Source organism: Pseudomonas sp. 32_A (assembly GCF_017490905.1).
Classification (GTDB): Bacteria; Pseudomonadota; Gammaproteobacteria; order Pseudomonadales; family Pseudomonadaceae; genus Aquipseudomonas; species Aquipseudomonas inefficax.
In genome coordinates this window covers 84301-106743 of the sequence record NZ_JAFGYI010000009.1, presented here as the reverse complement: position 1 = coordinate 106743, position 22443 = coordinate 84301, and the positions used below count along the sequence as shown (strand labels likewise).

15 protein-coding genes and 1 pseudogene are annotated in these 22443 nt (G+C 61.5%); 11 read left to right on the top strand and 5 right to left on the bottom strand.

Translation table 11 applies throughout. The features are described 5' to 3' along the window. Positions 1 to 21: 21 nt before the first annotated feature. Positions 22 to 954 (bottom strand): ABC transporter permease, encoded by a 933-nt coding sequence (locus J5M58_RS08075; protein WP_112252892.1) that lies wholly within the window; start codon positions 952 to 954, stop codon positions 22 to 24. Beyond that, the gene (locus J5M58_RS08070) at positions 951 to 2594 is read right to left on the bottom strand and encodes an ABC transporter substrate-binding protein (RefSeq protein WP_112252893.1); all 1644 of its coding nucleotides are present in this window, start codon (positions 2592 to 2594) and stop codon (positions 951 to 953) included. Before J5M58_RS08070 ends, J5M58_RS08075 begins: the two co-directional genes overlap by 4 nt. A gap of 641 nt (positions 2595 to 3235) precedes the next feature. On the opposite strand from J5M58_RS08070, the gene J5M58_RS08065 reads away from it, so the two are divergent. The 4 genes from J5M58_RS08065 to J5M58_RS08050 all read left to right on the top strand — a co-directional run bounded on the left by J5M58_RS08065 (position 3236) and on the right by J5M58_RS08050 (position 9862). Then, positions 3236 to 5347 carry a TonB-dependent receptor gene (locus J5M58_RS08065; protein WP_207877790.1) on the top strand — a complete coding sequence of 704 codons (2112 nt, stop codon included), beginning with the start codon at positions 3236 to 3238 and terminating at the stop codon, positions 5345 to 5347. A gap of 200 nt (positions 5348 to 5547) precedes the next feature. Continuing rightward, the gene (locus J5M58_RS08060) at positions 5548 to 5859 is read left to right on the top strand and encodes a hypothetical protein (protein WP_207877788.1); all 312 of its coding nucleotides are present in this window, start codon (positions 5548 to 5550) and stop codon (positions 5857 to 5859) included. 170 nt (positions 5860 to 6029) lie between these two features. Next, a complete protein-coding gene (locus tag J5M58_RS08055; RefSeq protein ID WP_112252896.1) occupies positions 6030 to 8276 on the top strand; it encodes a bifunctional diguanylate cyclase/phosphodiesterase in 2247 nt (748 codons plus the stop codon). Continuing rightward, complete coding sequence (locus J5M58_RS08050) at positions 8273 to 9862, top strand: PAS domain-containing methyl-accepting chemotaxis protein (RefSeq protein ID WP_207877786.1); 1590 nt, start codon at positions 8273 to 8275, stop codon at positions 9860 to 9862. Before J5M58_RS08055 ends, J5M58_RS08050 begins: the two co-directional genes overlap by 4 nt. A 30-nt stretch (positions 9863 to 9892) precedes the next feature. On the opposite strand, the gene tssM is transcribed toward J5M58_RS08050, so the two are convergent. From tssM to vasI, 3 genes and pseudogenes are all read right to left on the bottom strand, one after another. Further along, positions 9893 to 13501 carry a type VI secretion system membrane subunit TssM gene (tssM, locus tag J5M58_RS08045; RefSeq protein ID WP_207877784.1) on the bottom strand — a complete coding sequence of 1203 codons (3609 nt, stop codon included), beginning with the start codon at positions 13499 to 13501 and terminating at the stop codon, positions 9893 to 9895. Then, positions 13498 to 14966: pseudogene (gene tssA / locus J5M58_RS08040) on the bottom strand (type VI secretion system protein TssA). Before tssA ends, tssM begins: the two are co-directional and overlap by 4 nt. Beyond that, the gene (gene vasI / locus J5M58_RS08035; protein WP_207877782.1) at positions 14954 to 15586 is read right to left on the bottom strand and encodes a type VI secretion system-associated protein VasI; all 633 of its coding nucleotides are present in this window, start codon (positions 15584 to 15586) and stop codon (positions 14954 to 14956) included. Before vasI ends, tssA begins: the two are co-directional and overlap by 13 nt. Positions 15587 to 15884: 298 nt before the next feature. Here vasI and tssB point away from each other — a divergent pair, with 298 nt between their 5' ends. From tssB to tssJ, 7 genes are read left to right on the top strand one after another with little or no spacing between them, the layout of a single operon-like run. After that, positions 15885 to 16388 carry a type VI secretion system contractile sheath small subunit gene (gene tssB, locus J5M58_RS08030; protein WP_112252900.1) on the top strand — a complete coding sequence of 168 codons (504 nt, stop codon included), beginning with the start codon at positions 15885 to 15887 and terminating at the stop codon, positions 16386 to 16388. Between the two features lie 17 nt (positions 16389 to 16405). Further along, positions 16406 to 17896, top strand: coding sequence for a type VI secretion system contractile sheath large subunit (tssC, locus tag J5M58_RS08025; protein WP_207877780.1), 1491 nt, complete (start codon positions 16406 to 16408; stop codon positions 17894 to 17896). Next, on the top strand, positions 17893 to 18303 hold the full coding sequence (gene tssE, locus J5M58_RS08020) for a type VI secretion system baseplate subunit TssE (protein WP_112252902.1): 411 nt from the start codon (positions 17893 to 17895) through the stop codon (positions 18301 to 18303). Before tssC ends, tssE begins: the two co-directional genes overlap by 4 nt. Before the next feature lie 3 nt (positions 18304 to 18306). After that, the gene (gene tssF, locus J5M58_RS08015) at positions 18307 to 20073 is read left to right on the top strand and encodes a type VI secretion system baseplate subunit TssF (protein WP_112252903.1); all 1767 of its coding nucleotides are present in this window, start codon (positions 18307 to 18309) and stop codon (positions 20071 to 20073) included. Then, a complete protein-coding gene (gene tssG, locus J5M58_RS08010) occupies positions 20037 to 21053 on the top strand; it encodes a type VI secretion system baseplate subunit TssG (protein WP_207877778.1) in 1017 nt (338 codons plus the stop codon). Before tssF ends, tssG begins: the two co-directional genes overlap by 37 nt. Next, positions 21050 to 21607, top strand: a complete 558-nt coding sequence (locus J5M58_RS08005) for an FHA domain-containing protein (RefSeq protein WP_112252905.1) — start codon at positions 21050 to 21052, stop codon at positions 21605 to 21607. Before tssG ends, J5M58_RS08005 begins: the two co-directional genes overlap by 4 nt. Beyond that, positions 21604 to 22398, top strand: a complete 795-nt coding sequence (gene tssJ, locus J5M58_RS08000; RefSeq protein WP_112252906.1) for a type VI secretion system lipoprotein TssJ — start codon at positions 21604 to 21606, stop codon at positions 22396 to 22398. The genes J5M58_RS08005 and tssJ overlap by 4 nt, the downstream gene beginning before the upstream one ends. The last annotated feature ends 45 nt before the right edge of the window (positions 22399 to 22443 follow it).

Here is a 22443-nt window from a genome sequence, read left to right as displayed (position 1 = left end):
GATGGTTCCTTTTTCGTGAATTCAGACGCGTGCGGTGCGCGGGTCGATGGCCTGGGTCGCCAGGTCCACCAGCAGGTTGACCAGCACGTAGATCGCTGCCGCCAGCAGGGTGACGCCGAGCACCAGTGGCACGTCCTTGCTGGCGGTAGCGTCGAGCATCAAACGGCCAATGCCTTGGCGGCCAAACAGCAGTTCCAGCACCACGGCACCGCCGAGCAGGCTGGCGAACACGTAGCCGGCCAGGGTCACCAGCGGCACCAGGGCATGACGCAGGGCGTGGCGCAGGCGCACAGCGATATCACCCATGCCACGTGCACGGGCCTGGGTGATGAAGGGTTGTTCCAGCACCTGCTCCAGCGACTGGCGCAACACCTGGGCGAGCACCGCCGCGATCGGCAGCGCCAGGGCCAGGCTCGGGAGTACCAGCGAGCGCCAACCGCCAGACCCGGACGGCGGCAGCCAATGGAAGTGGAACGCGAAGGCCAGCAGCAGCACGGTGCCGATCACGAAGTTTGGGGCCGACGACAGCAACAGCTCGATGCCCGACACCACCACCCGCAAACGCCGCCCGCGGTTAGCGGTGAGCAGCGCCGAGGCCACCGCCAGCAGCACCGCCAGCACAGCCGCGCTGCTGGCCAGCGCCAGGGTCGCGGCGGCCTGCTCGCCAATCGCCTGGCCGACCGGTATGCGCAGCCGGTACGACTCGCCCAGGTCGCCCTTGGCCAGGCGCGCCAGGTAGTGGCCGTACTGCACCCACAGCGGTTGGTCGAGGCCGTACTCGGTGCGCACCTGCGCCAACAACGCTTCGCTCGGCATCGCATCCGGGCCGCCGAGAATCGCCAGGGCGGTGTCGCCACCGCTGTGTTGCATGCCGAGAAAGGTCAGGCTGGCCGCTGCCCATAGCACGACCACACCGTCACGCAGACGGCGCAGCAAGATCGTCAGCAGTTTCATGGTTGCTCCTTGGCCAGCCACACGCTGGTGAACAGGGGAACATTGTGCGAACCATCGAACAGCACGCCGCCGACCGCATTGCGGTAGGCCAGCAGCATCTGGCTTTCCACTGAAGGCACAGCCGGCACTGTCTCGCCCAGGCGCTGCTGGGCCTGGCGATACAGCTCGCGGCGTTGCGCCGGGTCGGTGCTGCGCCGGGCGGCGCCGAGCAGCTGGTCAAGGGTGGCGTCACGGAAGTAGCCGACGTTCTGACCGATCATTCGTGTGCTGGGGATGGATTGGCTGTGGTAGAGGATGTACAGGCCATCGGCCGTGTTGGTGTGCCAGTAGCCGCCGCCGATGGCGTCGAAGTTGCCGCGGTAACGCAGCTCCATGACCTTGCTCAGCGGCAGCAACTCGATGCGCAGGTCGAAGCCGACCTTGCGCAGGTCCGCCTGGGCCGCCACCGAGACATTGGCCGGGAACGCCGGATTGTCATAGGTCAGCAAGGTCGCCCCGAGGCGCTGGCCCGCACGGCTGCGATAGCCTTCGGCATCACGCTCGGTCCAGCCGGCTGCGTCGAGCAAGCGCCCGGCTTCGGCCGGGTCGAAGGCCAGGGTGTCGCGGGCCACCGGGTCATAGCCAGGCGTATTCACGGCAAGGAAGTCCCCCTTGGCCAGGTATTCGCCGAAACCGGAAATCCATGCCAGGCCATCACGGTCGATGGCCTTGGCCACTGCCTGACGCACCCGCACGTCATCGAACGGCGAACGTTCGACATTGAAGGTGATGCTGCGCGACGGGTTGCCCTTGCGAATGCGATTGCGCAGGGTCAGTTGCGGGTTGGCGCGGATCGCCGCGGCATTCTGCGCCGGTGCATCCAAGGCCATGTCGTTGTCGGCAGCTTCCAGCGAGGTGTAGCGGATCATCGCTTCGGGCACGTAGCTCAGCTCGATGCCATCCAGATACGCCTCGCCCTGGTGGTTGATCGCCGTCGGCGCCCAGTTGTACCCCGGGCGGCGAACAAAGCTGGCACGCTGGTCGCGCACCCAGCCGGTCAACACAAACGGCCCGGTGCCGATGGGCTGACTGGCGATGGTCTTCGGCGCCTCGAGGATCTGCCGTGGCGAGATCATCCCCAGCCAGGCCTGCGACAGTACATCGAGAAACGGCGCATAGGGCGCACGCAGGGTTGCCTCGAATGTGTACTCGTCGACCACCCTCCCCTGCAGGTATGGCGCGATATAGGCGGCGGCCAGTGGCGACTTGGTCGTCGGGTCGCGCATGTGTTCGAGGTTGACCCGTACCGCCTCGGCGTTGAAGCGCTCGCCATCGCTGAAAGTGACGTCGTCACGCAGGTGGAAGGTGTAGGTCAGGCCGTCGGCGCTGATGTCCCAGCTTTTCGCCAGCCACGGAGTGAGGGTGCCGTCTTCGGACTGGTACACCAGGCAATCGAACAGGATGCGGCCCATCCACTGCATGTTGCCATTGGACAGCGCGTGGATATCGAAGCTGCCAGCGTCGCTCGCCGCCGACACGCGCAGCGTGCCACCGCGATTGCCGGGTTGCTGCTCGACGAAATCGCTGGCCGGGTAGCGCATCACGCCGTTCACTTCGCTGAGCGCTTCGCCCTTGAGCGGCGCCTGGCTCTGCGCGGACATGGCGGGTGAGCAGGCGACAACCAACAGTGCGCTGGCCACCAGGCATGTATTGAATAATCGAGAATTCAGCTGCACAACGGGCCCTTTATATAGACGGCTACATGAAGGGCTATTGCAGTTGTCGTGCCAGCGCTAACACAGCGCATTCGTTGAGGTTAGTTCAATCCGCCTGACGCATTAACCATACAAACTGTTTCATCCCTGTTGCGCTGACAACATCCAACCCTTTGGGCTGCGCTGTCGCGCAGATAACTGAAATTGCAAGCAACCCGCGTCCCCTGTGGGAGCGGCTTTAGCCGCGAAGAATCCAACGCGGTGCATGGCACCGGCTACGCCGGTGTTCGCGGGCATGCCCGCTCCCACAGGGATCGCCCAGCTTTTAGAAATTGAGTAAGACAGTTGCTCCCACAGGTTGCGCCATAGCATTCGGATATTTGGATATAACCTGCACTGTTCCGCAAACAACAGGGGCGCAACAAAATTTGCTGTTTTATTCAGCACTTCACACTAAAACTTTGCCCACACCCCCAAACTTCCGGCCTTTCGCCAGCTGGCACAGAAACTGCTCTCACATATTCCGACAGGCCTGACTATTCCCATAGAACGCCGAGGACCTACGATGACTTGCAAGGAATTCAACGATGCGTGCGATTCAACCCCATCCACTGCGCCTGGCCATCCGCCACGCCGCCCTGGCCACTGCGGCCACGGCCCTGCTGGCCCCGGTCACGGTACTGGCCGCTGAGCAAACCCTGGGCACGGTGACCGTGCAGGCTGCCAAGCAATCCGAAGTGCAACAGGCCGCCAGCGCCCTCGCCGAGGTGCCCGGCGGCACCAGCGTGGTCGACAGCGAAGAGGTCGCCAAAGGCCGCACTGCCACACTGCAGGACACCCTCGGTTACCAGCCCGGGGTATTCGTGCAGTCCACCGGCGGCAACGACGCTGCGAAGATCTCGATCCGCGGCTCCGGTGCCAATACCTCGCCCGGCTATTTCCGTGAGGGCATCAAGTTCCTGTTCGACGGCCTGCCGCTGACCGGCCCTGGCGGCACACCCTACGAATTCCTCAATGCCAGCGGCGTGAACTACACCGAGATCCTGCGCGGCGCCAACGCCTTCCAGTATGGGGCGCTGACCCTCGGCGGCGCGGTCAACTTCGTCAACCACAGTGGCTACAGCGCCCCTGGCCTGCGCGTGCGCGCCGAAGCCGGTAGCTACCACTACCAGAAGCAGAGCATCAGCTACGGTGGGGTCGAGGGCGACCTGGACTACTACCTGCAGGCCGACAACTACCGCAACGAGGGTTTTCGCGACTACAGCCTGTCGAAGAGCTCGGGCATCGTCGCCAACGCCGGCTACCGCTTCAGCCCCAAGCTGGAAACCCGGCTGCTGCTGCGCTACCGCGACGAAACCCACAACGACCCCAGCGCCACCACCCTCAACGCCGCACTGCACCACCCGCGCCGTGCCAGCGCCACCGCCGAGAGCAGCGGTGCCGGTGCGCGCCGCCCGGGCAGCATCTGGGTAGGCAGCAAGACCACCTATACCTTCGACGACGATGCACGGCTGACCTTCGGCCTGTCGTATCACGACTATCGCCATACCAACAGCCCGCGCAGCCCGAGCAATCCCAGTTACTGGGACTGGCACGACCTCGGCCTGCTGTTGGGCTACGATCGCGTCGACTACCTGTTCGGCCACGAAAGCCGCAGCAACATTGCCTTTACCTCGACCCAGCACCTGCGTGGCGGGGTGAACTCGGCCAATGACGACAAGCTGTCGCTCAAGCAGGTCAACTACAAGGATTCGTTCGACCGGGTGATTGCCCTGGGCAACGATATCAACCTGGTCGACAACCTCTGGCTCACCAGCGGTGTGTCGTTCATCAACGTGCGGCGCAAGATCAACATCGATCACGCGGTAAACCCCAACACCACCACCTTCCCGCAGCACGTGGACTACGACAACTGGAGCGTCGCCCCGCGCATCGGCCTGCGCTACGAGTTCAGCCCGAACCTGCAGGTATTCACCAACTTCAGCCGCAGCATCGACCCGCCTGCTTCGTGGGAATATTCGGGCTCCGGCCCGGCCCTGCCTTACATCCGCCCGCTGGTGGAGCAGAAGGCCAACACCTTCGAGGTCGGAATCAAGGGCTCGCACGGCATCTTCGATGGCAGCCTGGCCCTGTACCGCTCGTGGATCCACGACGAGCTGCTGAATGTGCAGATCATCCCCGCCACATCATCGTCGGCAGCGGTCACCGGCGCCTTCAATGCCTCACCAACCATCCACCAGGGTGTCGAAGCCGGCCTCAACACTCGCCTCTGGGAAAACCCTCAGGGCGACCTGGTACGCTGGCGTCAGGTGTACACCTACAACGACTTCTACTACCGGCATGACGACAGGTTCGGGGACAACCAGCTGCCGGGCGTGCCCAAGCACATCTACCAGGGCGAACTGCAGTACCAGGACCACAGCGGCTGGTACAGCGGAATCAACGTGCAGTCGGCCTCGCGCACGGCAGTGGACTACGCCAACAGCCTGTATGCGCCGTCGTACACCATCTGGGGGGCGAACCTGGGGTATGAGGCGCCGAAGGGCAACTGGAAGGTGTCGCTGGACCTGAAGAACCTGGCGAACAAGGCATACGTGACGGCAGTGACGCCGGTGTACAACGCGCGCGGGCAGGACACTGCGTCGTTCTGGCCGGGAGACGGGATTGGTGCATACGTGGGGGTCGAATACAGGTACTGAGCAGGCGGCCACGCGCTTGATGGCACGTCCGTTGTGCATTCGAAACCGAGCGCCGTCCCACGGTGCTCGGTTTCGAGGAGCGCTGTTCGCGCCGAAGGGCTTCGCAGGGTAAATGGAAAGGTTTCAGCATTGACCTGAATCAATCAAACGCCATGGGCGGTGTTGTAAACAGCACACCGAACATACGGGAATGAAGTTTGATGAGCGAGTCCAACCAGGCAACCAGAATTATCTGCAACAATCTTGAACTGGCCGATCAGTTGCGCCAGTTGCTGGCGCCTATCGCACCTGATTGCGAGGTGCTGAGCACGCCTGACAATTGCAGTGCCGTACCGCTTTGTCGCTGGCTCGGTGAAACACAGTTGGGCTCGGCTGGGCAGGTACAGGCTGCACTGCTGGATGCCACCGAGGTGCTCGCACAGACCCGACACGCCTTCAAGTCCCGCGAACTGGGTTTGCTGCGGCGACGCTTGGTTGCATTGCTGGATAAATTGTCGGAAGATCCCCAATGATGTAAATGTGCCATCACCAGGTTCCGCCCTGCGGGAACCGGCTTTGCCGAGCAGGATAATAGGCCTGAAAGACGAAGCGCCGTGGCAACAAGTTCTCGAGCAGAACTTGTTGCCACGGCGCTTTTTTTTGTTCAGCACAAAGGAATCTTCTCCAACACCGGGGGATGTGAATGAAGGTGACAAAAGACCTCGAGGAACTGCTCAAGCGTATCCGTCTGGATCACGCCGAGATTGTCGAACGCTTTCGTTTTCTTGACTGGAGCGGCGAAGATGCCAGGCGACTAGGCGCAGCAGCTCAGTACATGGCCCCGTCCCAGCAGGCTTTCGTCGACCATCTGTACCGTCACCTGGCGGAATTCTCCACGCCGTCTGCGTTGCTTCGCACACCGGAGGTCACCGCCCGCTTGAAGCAGAGCCAGGCTGAGTATTACCAGTGCCTGTGGGGCGGCCCCTACGATGAAACCTACGTCAACGGCCGCCTGCGCATCGGTGTGATCCACCAGCAGATCGGCCTGGAGTTGAAGTGGTACCTCGGCAGCTATCGCCTGTACCTCGACGACATGCTCGAAAGCGTGTTCGGCGACAGCCCGGATGCCACGCTCTATTCAAGCCTGTTGAAGGCGGTGTTCTTCGACATGACGCTGGCCATCGATACTTACAGTGCGGCCCAGCACAAGGCGCTGGAAGACAGTGAGGCGCGCTTCGCCCGCGCGCTGCGCGGTGCCAACGACGGGCTGTGGGACTGGCATGTCGATCAGGATCGGCTTTACGTTTCGGAGCGTTGGGCCAGCATGCTCGGCCTCAGCCGCGATAGCATCGGCGAGAGCAGTTCCAGCTGGTTCGGTCGCGTACACCCGGACGACCTGCCGGATTTTCGCCATGCCATCGATGCCCATCTTCAAGGGCAGACATCCTCCGTTCACCATGAGTACCGGATCCGCAAGCACAACGGTGACTACATCTGGGTCCTGGTGCGAGGGGTCGCCGAAATGACCACCCCTGGCGAGCTGCGCATGGCTGGCTCGCAGTCTGATATCAGTGCACGCAAGGATGCCGAGCAGCGCCTCCAGCATACCGCCCAGCATGACCCGTTGACCGGCCTGGCCAACCGTATCCGGCTTGACGAGCAGATGCAGAAGACCTTCAGGAAGCAGCGCAAGGGCGGTGACTACGAGGCGCTGCTGTTCATCGATCTGGACCGCTTCAAGCTGATCAACGACAGCCTCGGCCATAACGTCGGTGATCGCGTGCTGGTGGAAGTTGCAGCGCGCTTGAAAGAGTCGCTGCGCCCCACGGACCAACTGTTCCGCTTCGGCGGCGACGAATTCATCGTCCTGCTTCACGACCTCACCTGCGACCGCGACGCCGAGCAGATATCCCAACGCATCCTCGACAACCTGCATCGACCGCTGCACATGGACGGCCGTACCCTGGTGGTCAGCGCCAGCATCGGCATCGCGCCATTGCACGACGATGGCAAGGCCCTGGATGTCCTGCAGGCTGCCGACCTTGCCCTCTACCGAGCCAAGTCCGCCGGCAAGGCGCGGTTCGCCCACTACGACGAAACCTTGCAAGACACCGCACAGCAGCATCTGGAACTGGAGTCGGCGCTAGGCCAGGCATTGCAGCAGAATGAATTCGAACTGTACTACCAACCCATCTATCACCTGGGCCAAGGGACACCGCTGGTGACCGGCGTCGAAGCGCTACTGCGGTGGCGCCATGGCGAACGTGTGATCTCGCCACTTGAGTTCATCCCTGCGCTGGAGGAATCCGGAGAGATCATCCGCGTTGGCGAATGGGTACTGCGCCAGGCCTGTCAGCAGACCCGGGCCTGGCAACTGGCCGGGCATGAGCGCCTGCGCTGCTCGGTGAACATTTCCAGCACCCAATTGCAACAGGCCGACTTCACCCTCCGGCTGATCGATATCCTGCAAGAAAGCGGCCTGCCTCCCGCCAGCCTGATCCTGGAAATAACCGAAAGCCAACTGATGCATGACGACATGGACACATTGGCCTGTCTGCACGAGTTGACCAGCCTTGGTGTCCTGCTGGCACTGGACGATTTCGGCACGGGTTACTCCTCGCTTGGCTACCTTACGCGCTTTCCACTGCACATCCTCAAGCTCGACAAGAGCTTCATCACCGGCGTTCCTTACGAGAACAAACAGAGCGCGATCAGCCAGGCGATTATTGTTCTCGGCCGTAGCCTCGGCCTGGAAGTAGTGGCTGAAGGCATCGAGAGTTCCGCCCAACTCGAATTCGTGGTCGGTGAAGGCTGCCACTACGCCCAAGGTTACTGGTTCAGCCGGCCACAACCCGCCGCCCAGATACAACACCTGCTCAGCACAGAGGACCGTTTCGAGGGAAGCGCAGTTGCGCGGCGCGTACCAGTCAGTTCAGGAGAAAAACAATGAAAACCAATCTTCCGGTCAGTGGTCGTGCCGTCGAATTCAGCGCAAACGCGAACATTCTTTCGACAACCAACCCCAAGGGCGCCATCACTTACGTCAACCCCGACTTCATCAACATCAGCGGGTTCAGTGAAGCCGAACTGCTTGGCGTCAATCACAACATCGTGCGCCACCCGGACATGCCGCCGGAAGCCTTTGCGCATCTGTGGCAGACACTCAAGGCTGGGCGCTCGTGGATGGGGCTGGTAAAAAATCGCTGCAAAAATGGTGACCACTACTGGGTCAGCGCCTACGTCACGCCGATGCAGCGCAATGGCGAAACAGTGGAATACCAATCGGTTCGCACGCTACCGGCCAAAGCGCTGGTACAAGCCGCAGAACATGTCTATGCGCAGTTGCGTAGTGACAGAAAGGCCAACTGCCTGCGTATGTCACGGCTATCCGTGGGCATGCGCCTGGCACTCGCCAGCACTGGCGTGAACCTGCTGTGCTTTGCTGCCTTGGGCTCGCTGGGCGCGTTGGCCTGGAGCCATGCCGCCCTCTCCATGATGCTGTCGAGCTTGCTGCTCGGCGGCCTGTTGCGCTTCAGCCTGCGCCCCCTCGACGCCCTTGCGCACAAAGCCAGGAAGATCGCCGACAACCCTCTGAGCCAGATCCTCTACAGTGGCCGCCGCGACCAATTTGGCCAGATCGACTTCGCCCTGCAAATGCTCGAAGCCGAGACCCGGGCAATAGTCGGACGCATTGCCGATTCGTCCCGCCAGTTGAGCAAGGAAGCCGAAGCGCTCGTGTCTGCAGTGGACAACAACAATTGCGCGACCCTCCGGCAGCAGGGAGAAACCGCCCAGGTAGCCAGCGCAATAACCCAGATGGCCAGCAGCGTGCAGGAAGTGGCGCGCAACGCTCAGCTCACTGCCAGCGCCGCGAACCTGGCCAATCAGGAATCCGACCGCGGCCACCAACTGGTCGAGCAGACCCGCCAGCACATTGATAGCCTCGCCAGCGAGGTGCAACAGACCAGCATGGTGATTCATCAACTGGAACAGCATGGCAATGAAATTGACCGCGTGCTCGAGGTCATTCAAAGCATCGCCGAACAGACCAACCTGCTGGCCCTCAACGCCGCCATCGAGGCTGCCCGCGCCGGTGAGGCCGGCCGCGGTTTCGCCGTGGTCGCCGACGAGGTGCGCGGGCTGGCTTCACGCACTCAGCAATCCACCGCCCAGATCCAGGGCACCATCGAAACCTTGCGCCGCTCCACGGGTAGTGCCGTGCTGGCGATGCAGCGCAGTCACAGCAAGGCCGAGGTCAGCGTCGAACAGGCACTGCTGGCCGCCCGCGCGCTGGACGGGATCACCCAGCGCGTCGATGAGATAAGCGGCATGAGTGTGCAGATCGCTGCCGCCGTAGAGGAGCAGAGCGCGGTGGGTGACAGCATCCAGTGCAACCTGGCCGGTATCAGTCAAACCACCCAGAAAAGCGTGCTTGCCAGCAACCAGAGTCGCACCACTGCCGCCCACGTCGCCAAGCTGGCCGAGCGCCTGCAACTGCTGTCGGCGCAACTTTGGGGGCGCCAGCGCCACGGGTGACGGGTTCGCACCTTATTCTCAAGCCAACCCTCACAAGCCGGCCTGCGTGGTCGGCCCCAGCTTTGGCGACTTCTGCAACAACCCTCGTGGCAACTGGAAACCTTTGAAAGGCTCTTGCGTGATAGGGTTGAAGGCTTTCTGGGCGTTAAGCCTGTAGCGCATCACGCCATCGCCGGTCCTGAAGCTCAGGTCCACGCTGGTCGCCGTGCGCCCATTGAGCGAGCCACGGCTGAGCAAGCGGAACATCGACCAGGGGCCACGGTACTCAAGGCTGCTGCTGTTTCCGTTCTGCCGGAGCAAGGTCAGGTTACTGCGCACCTGCTGCCCCAAGGTATTGGGCCAGACAATACCGGTGATCTGGCGCGGGCCATGGGTGTAGGGAATCAATTGACCGTCCAGGTCCAGCAAGCTTGTACGCTGGTTGGCACTCAGGCCCAAGGGCTCGATGCTGAACTGCACACTCAGGTTGCCGCGCTGATCAAAGAAGGTCTCGCGGATACGATCTGCCCGCTCCAGCTGTTCGAGCACATCACTGCGGATCAGTGACTGCCCCTGCTGGCCGGCCTGCAGGGCTTCGAGGTTATCCTTCAGGAACACCTTCAGGTATTGATCATGAAACTGCTGCAGCCGCCCCTTCGGCCCGAAGAAGGCTTCAAAGTCATCCAGCGAAGCGTCGGGAGCTTTCACGACGAAGGGGTAACGCCCTGCCAGGCGCTGCTGGAAGAAGCTGTACACCTCGGCGTCCCAGCGTCGCTCCAATTCGCGCAGGGCTTCGACATTCAGCACTTGTGCTGTTTGATCGGCGATCTTTCTGACCTGGTGGTTGATCGGTTCCGGTAAGCCGGTGGCCACCCGCTGCAGGGTGCCGATGGGGTCTTGCCCTGTCATCGAGAATCGCTGATGCACGGCCTGCAGTGCGGCCTTGCCTCGGTCGGGGCTGTCTTGCACCGCCTTGGCATAGTCGTGCACGGCCGCGATGGCACCGAGAGTCTCGTCGTAGTAGCTGGGTTTCTCACCGGTTGCCTGCAGCATGGCACTCAGCCCGGCAAATGCCCGCTGAATGGCCCAGGCCTGTTGTTGATCAGGCCTGCCACTTGTCGGTCGCAACGCTTCGACCTCCCCGGGTGCCTCAGCGACAACGGCTGATGAAAGCGAAGTGTTGTCCCTCACTGTGTCCAACAACCGATGCAGGGGTGCTGCTGGCCCGGTCAACTGCTGCAGGATCGCGACACCATGATCCAGGTCGCGGAAGTCGGCCACCGAGAAGGCGTTCAAGGCTCGACGCCAACTGTCAATGAAATCGGCGCTGTACAGGTTACGTAGGCGTTCGCCCAGCGCCTCCCGGTCGGCATCCGAGTAATCGAGCTGATCGCGCTCTCCAAGTGCCCACTGGTCGATCATCGCCATATCTGCAAACCGCTGGCTACGTGGCTCGAAATACTCTTTGAAACCCTTGGCGGTGAGCATTGGCGCTATCAGGACACCATCGCCCTGCCTGAGGCCGGGAGAGGACTGATACACCACATCGAACGCTGGCCCCACCTGATGGCGCAGGTCCAGGCCGGCATTCAACTGCTCGCCAGCCTGTTGTTTCAGGCTCGCGTAGACCCGCTCTGGCAGTGGTACCTTGCGCAGCACCTGCTGCACCTGTGCCAAACGCTGGCTGTACTGCGGAAGGTCGGTATCGGCATAGGTCAAGGCATACTTCAGGTGCCGCATGAGGTCGCGTTGCAATTGCCCCTGCCCGGGGAACTTATGTTGCCACTGGCGGGCCATCCAGTCTTCGACCCATTCGGGTCGGCGGCTCTGGCGGTCCTCCAGCATTCGATATACCCGAAGAGCGGCCATCTGCTGTTCGCTTCCCGGCGGCGCGGCGTCCATGGCATCGATCACACCACTGGCCAAGGCTGGCAGGAAGCGCCTGGAGAGCAAGCTCAGGTAGGCCTCGTCGACGCGGGGGCCAATGGCGCGCCCCTGATACAAGCCAAGGTCGGAAACACCCGGCCACGCGGCACGATAGTTGCCAAACACCGACACGGCATCGCGGATCTGGTCCAGCGGCTCCAGCAGGTTGCGCCCGGTGGGGTCCAGACGCTGGTCCACTTCGTGATGACTGTACTCTCTACTCTTGGCGAGCACATTGGCGGCCTTGGCGCCATTGATGTCGAAGTAGCGTTGCCAACTGGCGATGGCGACACTGAAGGCCAGCACGCCTACTGCAGAACCAACCCAAAGCAACCGACGTTTGCCGCGCGCTACCTTGATGTTGTCCCCGGCAAGGCCGGCCTCCTGGTAGATGACTCGCCGGAAGGCGTGCTGAATGAAGTAGACCAGCGCCTGCCCCTGCGCCTTGCCTTCACGCAGCGGAAACTCGGTCTTGTATGGCTGTGCCGCCTCACGCACGAACGCATTGAGCATGTCGCCCTGCTGCAAGACCGAAGACCAGTACACGCCACGTACCAAGGCAGGCGTGGTGAAGCGGTCACTTGCGAGGGTTTCTTTCAGGAAGGCCAACAGTATCGGACGCAGCCCGATCAACTGGGCATGCAACGAGAACAAGCGAACACGCAATGGCGCACCGCTCAATACATCGAGCCGGTCCACTACCTGCTCAAACAATTGCCTTATCAACCGATCGTAATGATCGCCATATTCATCCAGCCAGGCATCGAATGTGCCGACCGCATCCAGTTTGAAGGTGAAGCCCAGCATGTTTTCCCGCATGGCGGCGGGAAGGCCAGCGTACAGCTGGTCGAAACCGTCCAGCAGATCGAATTTGGCCAGTACCACATACAGCGGCAGGCGCGAGCCCGACTGACTACTCACTTCATACAGCCGCGTGCGTAGCATATGTGCCAAGGCGACACGTTGCTCAGGCGTGCCATGCAATAGCGCAGGCAGGTCAACAACCAACAGCAAACCGTTGAGTGCTCTCTGGCTTCGGTTACGCACAAGCCAGCCCAGCATGTGTTCCCACAACCTGGCCGAGGTGGCCGGTGGTGCTTTCGACGAGTCCGACTCCTCGGCTGATGAACCTGCCAACGAGTCCTGACGGACGAATGCGCCCGGCGGGTCGATGATCACCGCATCGTTACTGACCCACCAGCCTATCGGATAAGCCAGCTCCTGCGCTTGCCTGCCTCGCGCTTGTGCCTTGTCGATACGGGTCAGGGAAAAACTCTGTTCGGTACGGTCGATGAAGCTGGTCTTGCCGGCCTGTTGGTCGCCCACCACCAGATACCACGGCAGTCGGTACAAGGCACGCCTGCCACCCGCATTGTCCAGATAGCGTGCCAGCCCTTGGTCCAAGGCTTTCTCTTGGGCCTGGACGAAAGGCAACACCTTGTCCAGTTCAGCGTCCACCGCCTGCTTGCGTTCGGCCTGCAAACGGCGAAAACGCCTGCGCAGTACCACAAGCCAGCAGAGAAGCGGTACCAATACAAGCATTAGGCTGGCCAAAACGCGATGCGCCACGCTAGCCAGCGGCTGCTGTTCGCGCCAGACCCATTGCGGGCCGAGCCACCAGATTGCAACCAGCATCAATGCGGCACCCAGCCCGAGCAGCAGCGGCATGGCCAGGCCGATGCGGGCCACCAGGGGCAAGCCCCAACGTTCAAGATGCTTCCACAGTTGATTCATCGTGACTCCCGTTCCTTGTTCCAATCAGCCCTTGATGGGCAGTGCACGCGTACTGCTGAAGGCGTTGAAACACCTCAGGCTCCCAGGCGCTGGCGGTGGTTTCCTGCATCGTTCGAGCAACGCCTGCGCACAAGTCCTGGGCCAACCAGGACACACCCCGAGCAGCCAGCAGATCAGCCGCGATCACAGTGGTATGGCAGCGCTCACGCAGGCTGCGGAAGTCCGCCTGCATGCCCTGCAGCCTGAGCAACACCGCTTCCACGCCGCTGGTTTCCAGTTGGCAGGCCAGCTCCTCTCGCAACGTGGCGAACTCCTGCGAGGCTGCATCCGAATCGGATTGCCCTTGTGCCCCCCTGAGCCACGCCAGACATTGGTCATCGACAAATACCTTGCCGTCGCTGAAGCACAACTGCTGCAGCGCGGGCATGCGCTGCACGAACCGCGCGGTCGCAGCGCGAATGGCCTCAGCCACCTCGCCCATCGCCAGCCGCGTGGCCGCGCTCGCTGCCAGAAAGCTGCCGCGAATCCAGTAGGGGCAAGCCGTGACGCTCTTTTCGATCCGCTGCAGCAGGGCCGCGTCGATTGCAGTAGCGGCAATGGCATCTTCATAGTCCCCGGCAATGTCCTGCGGCACCGCCATCAGCTCCGTGCGGTTGCCCTGCCTGGTTTGAGGCGGCGTCTGGATGTGCGCCCACAAGCCGAACCGACGCAACTGGTAGCCAGCAGGATCGTAAGGGTCCTGTTGATTGATCAGCTCGGCCATGGTCAGCATGGCCCTTCGTGACTCCCGCTCGTTGCCCAACGACACACGGGGCGTCGGCGTGGCGATGACCTCGGCCAGGGGCGCAGACTTGATGCCCTTTGCGGGGGGCTTGTCGGTGGTGGGCTCGGCAAGGCCGTTGGAAAGTTCCGTGTGCTTGCGTAGCAGGCGCTCCAGTTCGCCAAGGGCCGCTTCATCGAGCTGCGCTGCTTCCCGCTGCTGTTGCAGACGTTGCAGCGCGCACTGAGCCGCCGCGGCGTGCGCGGGGCTGAACGTGAAGCGGTCCAGGCGCGGCAACGCCACGAGCAAACGGTTGAGCATCAGGCCAACCAGCTTGCGCTTGCCGAGGAACCCTTTGGGGCCCGGTTTCGGGTATGCGCTTTCCCAATAGACTTCGACCATGCCGGCCAGCAGTGCGACGGCAAAACCCCAGCGCTCCCAGCATTGGCTGCGTAGCCAAGCGACACCCAGGTGGGCGACGATGCGCAGGTGCTTGCACTCCTGGCCCAGGTACTGGCGGGACGCTTCTTCGATATAGGCCCAGTCGATGGAAGGCTCCTGCAACCCACCCAGCTTGACCATTTCCTGGTCGATGGCCTGGTAGGTTTCGTTCTCCACATCGAACAGGCCGGCAGGGTTCTGCGCGTCGATGGGGGCAAGCAACCGGGCAATTTCCTGTGCGGTGACCTCTGCTACCAGCGACATGCCTTACGCGCCTCATCGATGAGTGGGTCCAGCCCCTGGGCGTCGAAAACCAGCCCATCAACGGCTGGGTTGTCGCTCTCGACCTGAATGCGATGGGCCCCGATCAGTGGCTTGATCTGCTCGATGCCCGGCAAGCCCCTGCCAGCGTCAAGCACCTGGCCGTTCTCCGTCACCTGCCAGGGAGTAGCGAGGGTGGAGCCACGCTCCCCCTGCAATCGCACCATCACCCGGCCGGCATCGATGGGGTGTGCGGTAACCAGTTGCAACCTGGAAATGTTCTGCACACAACTGAGCACCAGGTAGGGGTACGGTGCGACCGTAGCGATTGCAGGCGCCGAGATCATCAGCCCGTCATCCCCTTTTTTGAGGCGAAACGTCAGCTCCTCCGGCGACCGCCCCGCCTCATGGGTCATCACACGACGCAGCGTGGGCGAATCCTGCTCCGGCGCGGACCATTGCAGTTTCGTCACATGCGCCGGGGTGCCAGCGGCCTGGTCGAAACAAGCCAGACGTTCGACGTTGGAGACTATCTGCGGGCAGTCCCTGGTCTGGCTTGCCAAACTTGGCGCCAGGGAGAGCAACATCGAAAGCCCAACGCCATATGCATAGCGGACAATCATTGGTTTCACTCACTCATCAAATATGGCAACAGCGCTACCCGACTGACCAGTCACGCTTTAACACTAATCATCAAATACAATTACTGGATAGTGGAGCATCGAAACGCAACAAAGGCCAGCGCCGACAAAACAATATTCACAACCAAATATTTCCTTACATTTTCACACTCGACGCACAATATTTTTTCGGTGCATGGTTTTTTACACGCACATAGCGAGACCCCAATTAAGTCTAAATTTAAACACAACTTGTAGGACGCTTCCTACATACATCAAAACTTCACGAAGGCTGACACCCATGAGTAAAAGCTCAGGCTCCGTTGCACCCAAAGAGCGCATAAACATCAAGTACGTACCAGCCACCGACGGCGAACAAGCCGAGGTAGAGCTGCCGCACAAGATGTTGGTACTAGGCGATTTCGGCCTGGATGATGCCCGCGCGCTGGAAGACCGTTCGATCATGCGAATCGACAAACACAGTTTCAACAACGTGTTGAACGACGCCGATGTCAGCCTCGCCATGTCCGTGCCATCCATGCTCAGCACCGCCACCGACGCAGAGCTGGCGGTCAACCTGCAGTTCAAGTCCATCAACGATTTCGGGCCAGACAGCATCGCCCGCCAGGTACCGGAGCTGAACAAGCTGCTGGAGCTTCGCGAGGCATTGGTCGCACTGAAAGGCCCACTGGGCAACGTGCCCACGTTCCGCAAGCAACTGCAGCAGCTGCTGACTAACGAACAGGCGCGCAAACAACTGGCAGAAGAACTTGACCTGGTGCTCGAGGCGCCAAAAGAAGACTAAGACAACGGAGCGTCCCCATGCCAAAGCAAAACAGCACGACCGTCGCGATTGAAACAACAACCGAAACACTGAGCAACGCCACCCTGCTCGCCCAGATCATGGCAGAAACCAAGTTGGTACCTACTCAAGAGGGCTATCAGGTCGCTCGCCAGGGTGTATCTGCTTTTATCGCCGAAATCCTTAAAAGCCATGACCCTGATCAACTCATCAACAAACATCGCGTCGACCAGATGATCGCTGAACTGGATCGGGTGCTCAGCAAGCAGATGGATGCCATCCTGCATCAACCCGAGTTCCAGCAACTTGAATCCGCGTGGCGCAGCCTCAAACTTTTGGTCGACCGAACCGACTTCCGCGAGAACATCAAGCTTGAAGTCTTGCATGTCAGCAAAGATGACTTGCTCGATGACTTCGAGAATGCCGCCGATATCACTTGCAGCGGCATCTACAAGCATGTTTACACCGCAGGTTATGGCCAATTTGGTGGTGAACCCGTTGCAGCGATGGTTGGCAACTACAGCTTCGGCCCCTCTTCTCCCGATATAAAACTGCTGAGTTACATGGCCTCGGTCGGTGCCATGGCACACGCACCTTTTCTCGCGGCGCCCTCTCCTGAGTTCTTCAATCTGAGCAGCTTTGAAGAGCTGCCCAACCTGAAGGAGGTCAAGGACATTTTCGCCGGCCCCCGGCATGCCAAGTGGCGTGCGTTCCGTGAAAGCGAGGATGCCCGTCATGCCGGGCTGACCGGGCCGCGTTTCATGCTCCGCTCTGCCTATCAACCGCAAGAAAACCCGGTCCAGAGCTTCACCTACGACGAGGACATCGCCGGGCGGCACGACAACTATCTGTGGGGCAACTCCGCCTTCCTGCTGGCCAGCTGCATCAATGACAGTTTTGCCCGCTACCGCTGGTGCCCGAACATCATCGGCCCGCAGTCGGGTGGTGCCGTCGAGGACCTGCCGGTGCACCTGTACGAGTCACTGGGCCAGTTGCAGGCCAAGATTCCGACCGAAGTACTGATCTCCGACCGCAAGGAGTTCGAGCTGGCCGAAGAGGGCTTCATCGCCCTGACCATGCGCAAGGACAGCGACAACGCCGCGTTCTTCTCGGCCAACTCGGTACAGAAACCGAAGAACTTCCCCAAGACCCCGGAAGGCCTGCAAGCGCAGACCAACTACAAGCTTGGCACCCAATTGCCCTACCTGTTCATCGTCAACCGGCTGGCCCACTACATCAAGGTGCTGCAGCGCGAGCAGATCGGTAGCTGGAAAGAGCGCAAGGACCTTGAGTCCGAGCTGAACAAATGGATCAAGCAGTACGTTGCCGACCAGGAAAACCCATCAGCCGATGTGCGCAGCCGTCGCCCGTTGCGTGCTGCAAGGGTCGAGGTGTCGGACGTTGCCGGTGATCCGGGCTGGTATCAGGTTTCGCTCGCCGTGCGCCCGCACTTCAAGTACATGGGGGCGAATTTCGAGATCTCCCTGGTCGGTCGTCTTGATACCCAATGAGTGGGTTTTTCGACCGTTTGGTGGCGGATCAACTCGCAAGCCGGGTGCCGTCCAGGCAAGAGAACGCTACCCAGAAGTTCGCCGCCATCAAGCGCCACCTGGAAACGCTGCTCAATGCTCGCCAGGGTTGCTCGCAAAGCAGCCCTGAGCTGGGCCTGAGTGACTTCAACGGGCACGACGCTAGCAGTGGCGACCTGCTGAAACAGGTGAGCGCGGACATTCGCCGCACCATTCAGCGCTTTGAGCCGCGTGTGCACGTGCGCGCGCTGAAGGCCGTCCCCGACTGCAATGCCCCGCTGGAACTGCATTTCAGGCTGGACTGCCACGTGCAGGTCAACAACCACACGGAGCAGCTGCAACTGGAGCTGCTGGTCAATGGCCATAACCGCCACACCCGAGTGAGGTGACCTATGTCACTCAAGGACCGATTCAGCGAAGAGTTGCGTTACCTCCATGAACTGGGGAACGACTTCGCCCAGGACAACCCACAACTTGCCCGCCTGCTCGGCAAGGGTGGCAGCGACCCGGATGTCGAACGCCTGATGGAAGCCTTTGCGTTCCTCACGGCCAAACTGCGGCTCAAGCTGGAGGACGACCTGCCCGAGCTGACGCACCCCATGCTGCAGTTGCTGTGGCCCAACTACCTGCGGCCCCTGCCGAGCGCCACGATCATCCAGTTCACACCGCGCAAGCAAGCGCTCAGCCAGTCGCAACGCATTGCCAAAGGCTCGCGGTTGTTCTCCAGCCCCGTGGATGGTGTGCCCTGCGAATTCCGCACCTGCACGGCGGTGGACATTCACCCGTTCGAGATCGAGTCGGTGAATGCTACCCAGACACTCGACAGTTCGGTGGTTCGCATCGACCTGCAAACCTTGGTCGAGCGGCCGCTGAATACCCTGGGCTGTGCCAGTCTCGACTTTCATCTGAGCGGTGACACCCAAACTGCTCGCACGCTGTACCTGTGGATCGCTCAGTACCTCAAACATGTCTGTGTGACAGTCAATGGTGAGGTACGCCGGCTGCCGGCCAGCAGCATCATGTTCCCAGGCTTCAGCCCGGACGAAGCGCTGCTGCCATACCCACAGAACGTCTTTGACGGTTACCGGATCCTGCAGGAGTACTTCGTATTTCCCGAGCGTTTTCACTTCGTCAGCATCACCGGCCTGGAGAAAGTCTGGCCTGATCAAGCGACTCAGCGGGTCGGCCTCGAATTTCACTTCACCCGACAGTTACCTGATTCGCTGCGTGTCGGCAAAGCAGACTTCAGCCTGTTCTGCACCCCGGCAGTGAACCTGCTCAGCCACAGCGCCGAGCCCATCGACCTGTCCAGCCGGCCCGCCCAGGTCGAGCTTGTGCCCAGAGGCAAGGAGCGGCACGCCTATGAAATCTTCAGTGTCGACCGGGTCATCAGCACCCGCACCACGACTGACGGAAGTACCGGTGAACACCTGAGAACCTTCCGCCCCTTCGAGTCGTTCGCCCATGAGATCGAGCATGTGCAAGGGCGCACGGCGTTGTACTACCGCTACACACTCGAGGAATCCCTGCGCGGCGATGGCGTCACCCATCGCATCGCTTTCGTGCGCGCCGATGCCAACGCCTACATCGGCGAACTGGAAACAGCGTCCATCGACCTGACCTGCACCAACCGCGACCTGCCGCTGGCGTTGGGTATCGATGACATCAACGTGCTCACCGAGATCACGCCGCCCCTTGCCACCTACACCAACATCCGTGCACCCACCCGCCCGTACAGGCCGGTGCTGGACGGCCAGTTGCAGTGGGCCCTGATCTCCAACATGTCGCTCAACTACCTGTCGCTGCTCTCGGCCGAGCCACTGAAAGCGGTCATCCGCGCCTACGACTTCGCGGCCTTGCACGACATCCAGCAGACACGCACCACCCGCAAACGCCTCGATGGCATCCGTGATGTGCAAACAGAGCCGCTGGACTGGCTGATCAAGGGCCAGCCCATTCGTGGCTTGCGCACGCGGCTGAAGCTGGATCAAAGCGCATTCCTCTGCGAAGGCGACCTGTACCTGTTCGGTTGCGTGCTCGCGCGCTTCTTCGCCCTGTACGCCAGCATCAATTCCTTCCACCAACTGGAAGTGATCAACACCACCAACAACGAGCACTACACATGGCCAATCCAGACCGGCAAACAACCGCTGATCTAGCCGACAAGCTGTTCGCCGAGGCGCACCAGTACAACTTCTTCCAGTTGCTGGAACGCCTGCACGGCTTGCACAGGGATGACCTGGAACCACGCTGGCCAGATCAGGCCACCCGGCTGAGGGTGCGGCTTGCCAGCGACCCGCGGCTGAGTTTCCCGGTTTCCGACATATACAAGGTCGAACGCATGCCCGGGGAAGCTGACCGCTATCGCGTGTGCACCACCTTCATGGGCTTGCATGGCACCGACTCGCCATTGCCCACCTATTACCTGGAGCAGGTGGCATACGAGCATGCACAGGGCATCGGTGTGCGGCCGGCGTTCTTCGATTTCTTCAACCACTACCTGCTCAGCCTGCTGCATCGCATCTGGCGTAAATATCGCTACTACATCCGCTTTCAGCCGGGAGCTACCGATGGGTTCTCTCAGTACATCTTTGCCCTGCTCGGGTTGAATGACAGGCAGTTGCGCGGGGACACGGCACTGCCGTGGAGCCGGCTGCTCAGTTTCGCCGGCGTCATTGCCAGCCGCAGCCGTGCACCGGGCACGGTCGCCGGCATCATCGCCCACTGCTTCGACTTGAAGCAGGTACAGATCCGCGAGTTCGAAACCCGCTCGGTCCCCACTGCCGCCAAGCAACTGGTCAGCCTTGGCCGCAGCAACGGCGAACTGGGCAGCACTTTCATGGTGGGCAGCCGCACGCGAACACGCAGCAGCAAGTTCACCATCGTGATCAGCGAACTCGACCCAGCGCAATTGCGTGACCTGCTGCCCAGCGGCATCAACTTCGGCCGGTTACGGGCATTGATCGACTTCCTGCTGCGTGATGGCCTGGCCTATGACCTGGAGCTGCGCCTGAAGCAGAACGCACTGCCGCCCTTTTGCCTGCACCGTAGCCTGGGTGCCTACCTGGGCTGGACCAGCTTCGTCGATGACCGTCACGGCCAGAGCAGCCCTGTGGTGCGGTTCCGGGGGCGCTCATGAGCACTTTGACCTTGAGCATCACCAATCTGGATCAGTTGCAACACAACGTCACTGCCCGACATCAGTTCGATTGCACAGGCGGCACCATCGGCAGCGCAAAGGCCACCTGGCAGATCAACGATCGTCAGCAGACCGTTGCACCGATCCATTGCGAGATCCGCTGGATCGAGGGCAGCTTCTGCGTCATCGATCGCTGTCAGCGTACCTACCTGAACGACAGTCTCCACAGCCTGGGGTCGCTAACCGCAAGGCGGCTGCTCGAGGGTGACCAGTTGCGCATTGGCGCCTATCGGCTGCAGGCCCAGCTTGCGCAGGCCGATGCACGCTCACTGGAGGACCTGTTCAGCCCTGAACAGAGAACCCTCGATCACTGGTTGCTGGATGTTCCACCCAACACGTGCCAGGCCACTGCTGTCGCCCCCCAGACTGTCACGGACATCTGCTCGGCATTCGAACCGGGCATGGGCAACGACCCTTTGGAGGCACTGGACGCAGAGGCAGCGCCAGCGCAGCAGAGCCCACTGGAACGCCTGATTGCGGGAGACCGACCATGATGCGTCCAACATTCGTGGCCGGCCTGCTGACGGCGCTGATCGGGCTCTCCGGTTGCACGTTGCTGAGCAAGATTGGCCAGGTGGTGATGGACCCCTCATTGCCCGTCGGATCGCCCGGGGAACATCCTACCCAGGTCGCGTTCAGCATCAACGCCAGCCCAACGCTCAATGGCAACCCGAACAGCCTTGAGGTGGCGCCCGAGCCCGGGCCGGTTGTGGCGCCCAGCCCTTACGCGGTCAGCCTGAGTGCAGGCGACCCCTACGTGCTGACCGAGAAAGTCGGGGCCCTGTTCGAGTACCTGCTGGAACAATTTCCGGCCATGTCGCCCGTCGATTCGCCAGTTGACGATGGCGAGAATCCGGCGCGCTCCCCCATGGAAGAAAGTACCCCGGGCAGCTACGGCGACCCGACCGTGGTGCTGACCTTGCCGCGCACCACCACCGTGGCCGCCGAGCCCGTCGCTACGCCCATGGCCGTGAAGATCCTGCAACTGCGCGACGACTCACTCTTGCGCAACAGTGTTTACGAACTGCTGGACAAGAACCCTGCCGAGGCGCTGCGCAGCACCTACATACGCGATGACGATTACCTGCTGCGCCCCGGCCAGTTCAAGTTCATCCCCTTTGCGCCCATCGAGCCCGAAACGCGCTTTGTCGCGGTGATCGCCGACTACCGGAACCAGGAAAACGCCACCTGGAGCCAGGTGCTGCGCATTCCGCCCCGCGGGCACCAGATCATCCTGTCGGTGTTGCTCAACGACACGCAGCTCCTGCTCCAGGAGGAAGACTGATGGCGCCTGTAACCCTGCCCTTCTCGATTACTCACGCTGACATGG

Excerpts from the sequence above, each read along its gene's own strand:
- vasI (WP_207877782.1), bottom strand. The coding sequence starts at position 15,586 with ATGATTGTCCGCTATGCATATGGCGTTGGGCTTTCGATGTTGCTCTCC.
- J5M58_RS08055 (WP_112252896.1), top strand. The coding sequence starts at position 6,030 with ATGAAGGTGACAAAAGACCTCGAGGAACTGCTCAAGCGTATCCGTCTG.
- tssJ (WP_112252906.1), top strand. The coding sequence starts at position 21,604 with ATGATGCGTCCAACATTCGTGGCCGGCCTGCTGACGGCGCTGATCGGG.
- tssM (WP_207877784.1), bottom strand. The coding sequence starts at position 13,501 with ATGAATCAACTGTGGAAGCATCTTGAACGTTGGGGCTTGCCCCTGGTG.
- tssG (WP_207877778.1), top strand. The coding sequence starts at position 20,037 with ATGGCCAATCCAGACCGGCAAACAACCGCTGATCTAGCCGACAAGCTG.
- tssB (WP_112252900.1), top strand. The coding sequence starts at position 15,885 with ATGAGTAAAAGCTCAGGCTCCGTTGCACCCAAAGAGCGCATAAACATC.
- J5M58_RS08050 (WP_207877786.1), top strand. The coding sequence starts at position 8,273 with ATGAAAACCAATCTTCCGGTCAGTGGTCGTGCCGTCGAATTCAGCGCA.
- J5M58_RS08070 (WP_112252893.1), bottom strand. The coding sequence starts at position 2,594 with ATGTCCGCGCAGAGCCAGGCGCCGCTCAAGGGCGAAGCGCTCAGCGAA.
- J5M58_RS08065 (WP_207877790.1), top strand. The coding sequence starts at position 3,236 with ATGCGTGCGATTCAACCCCATCCACTGCGCCTGGCCATCCGCCACGCC.
- J5M58_RS08060 (WP_207877788.1), top strand. The coding sequence starts at position 5,548 with ATGAGCGAGTCCAACCAGGCAACCAGAATTATCTGCAACAATCTTGAA.
- tssC (WP_207877780.1), top strand. The coding sequence starts at position 16,406 with ATGCCAAAGCAAAACAGCACGACCGTCGCGATTGAAACAACAACCGAA.
- tssE (WP_112252902.1), top strand. The coding sequence starts at position 17,893 with ATGAGTGGGTTTTTCGACCGTTTGGTGGCGGATCAACTCGCAAGCCGG.
- J5M58_RS08005 (WP_112252905.1), top strand. The coding sequence starts at position 21,050 with ATGAGCACTTTGACCTTGAGCATCACCAATCTGGATCAGTTGCAACAC.
- J5M58_RS08075 (WP_112252892.1), bottom strand. The coding sequence starts at position 954 with ATGAAACTGCTGACGATCTTGCTGCGCCGTCTGCGTGACGGTGTGGTC.
- tssF (WP_112252903.1), top strand. The coding sequence starts at position 18,307 with ATGTCACTCAAGGACCGATTCAGCGAAGAGTTGCGTTACCTCCATGAA.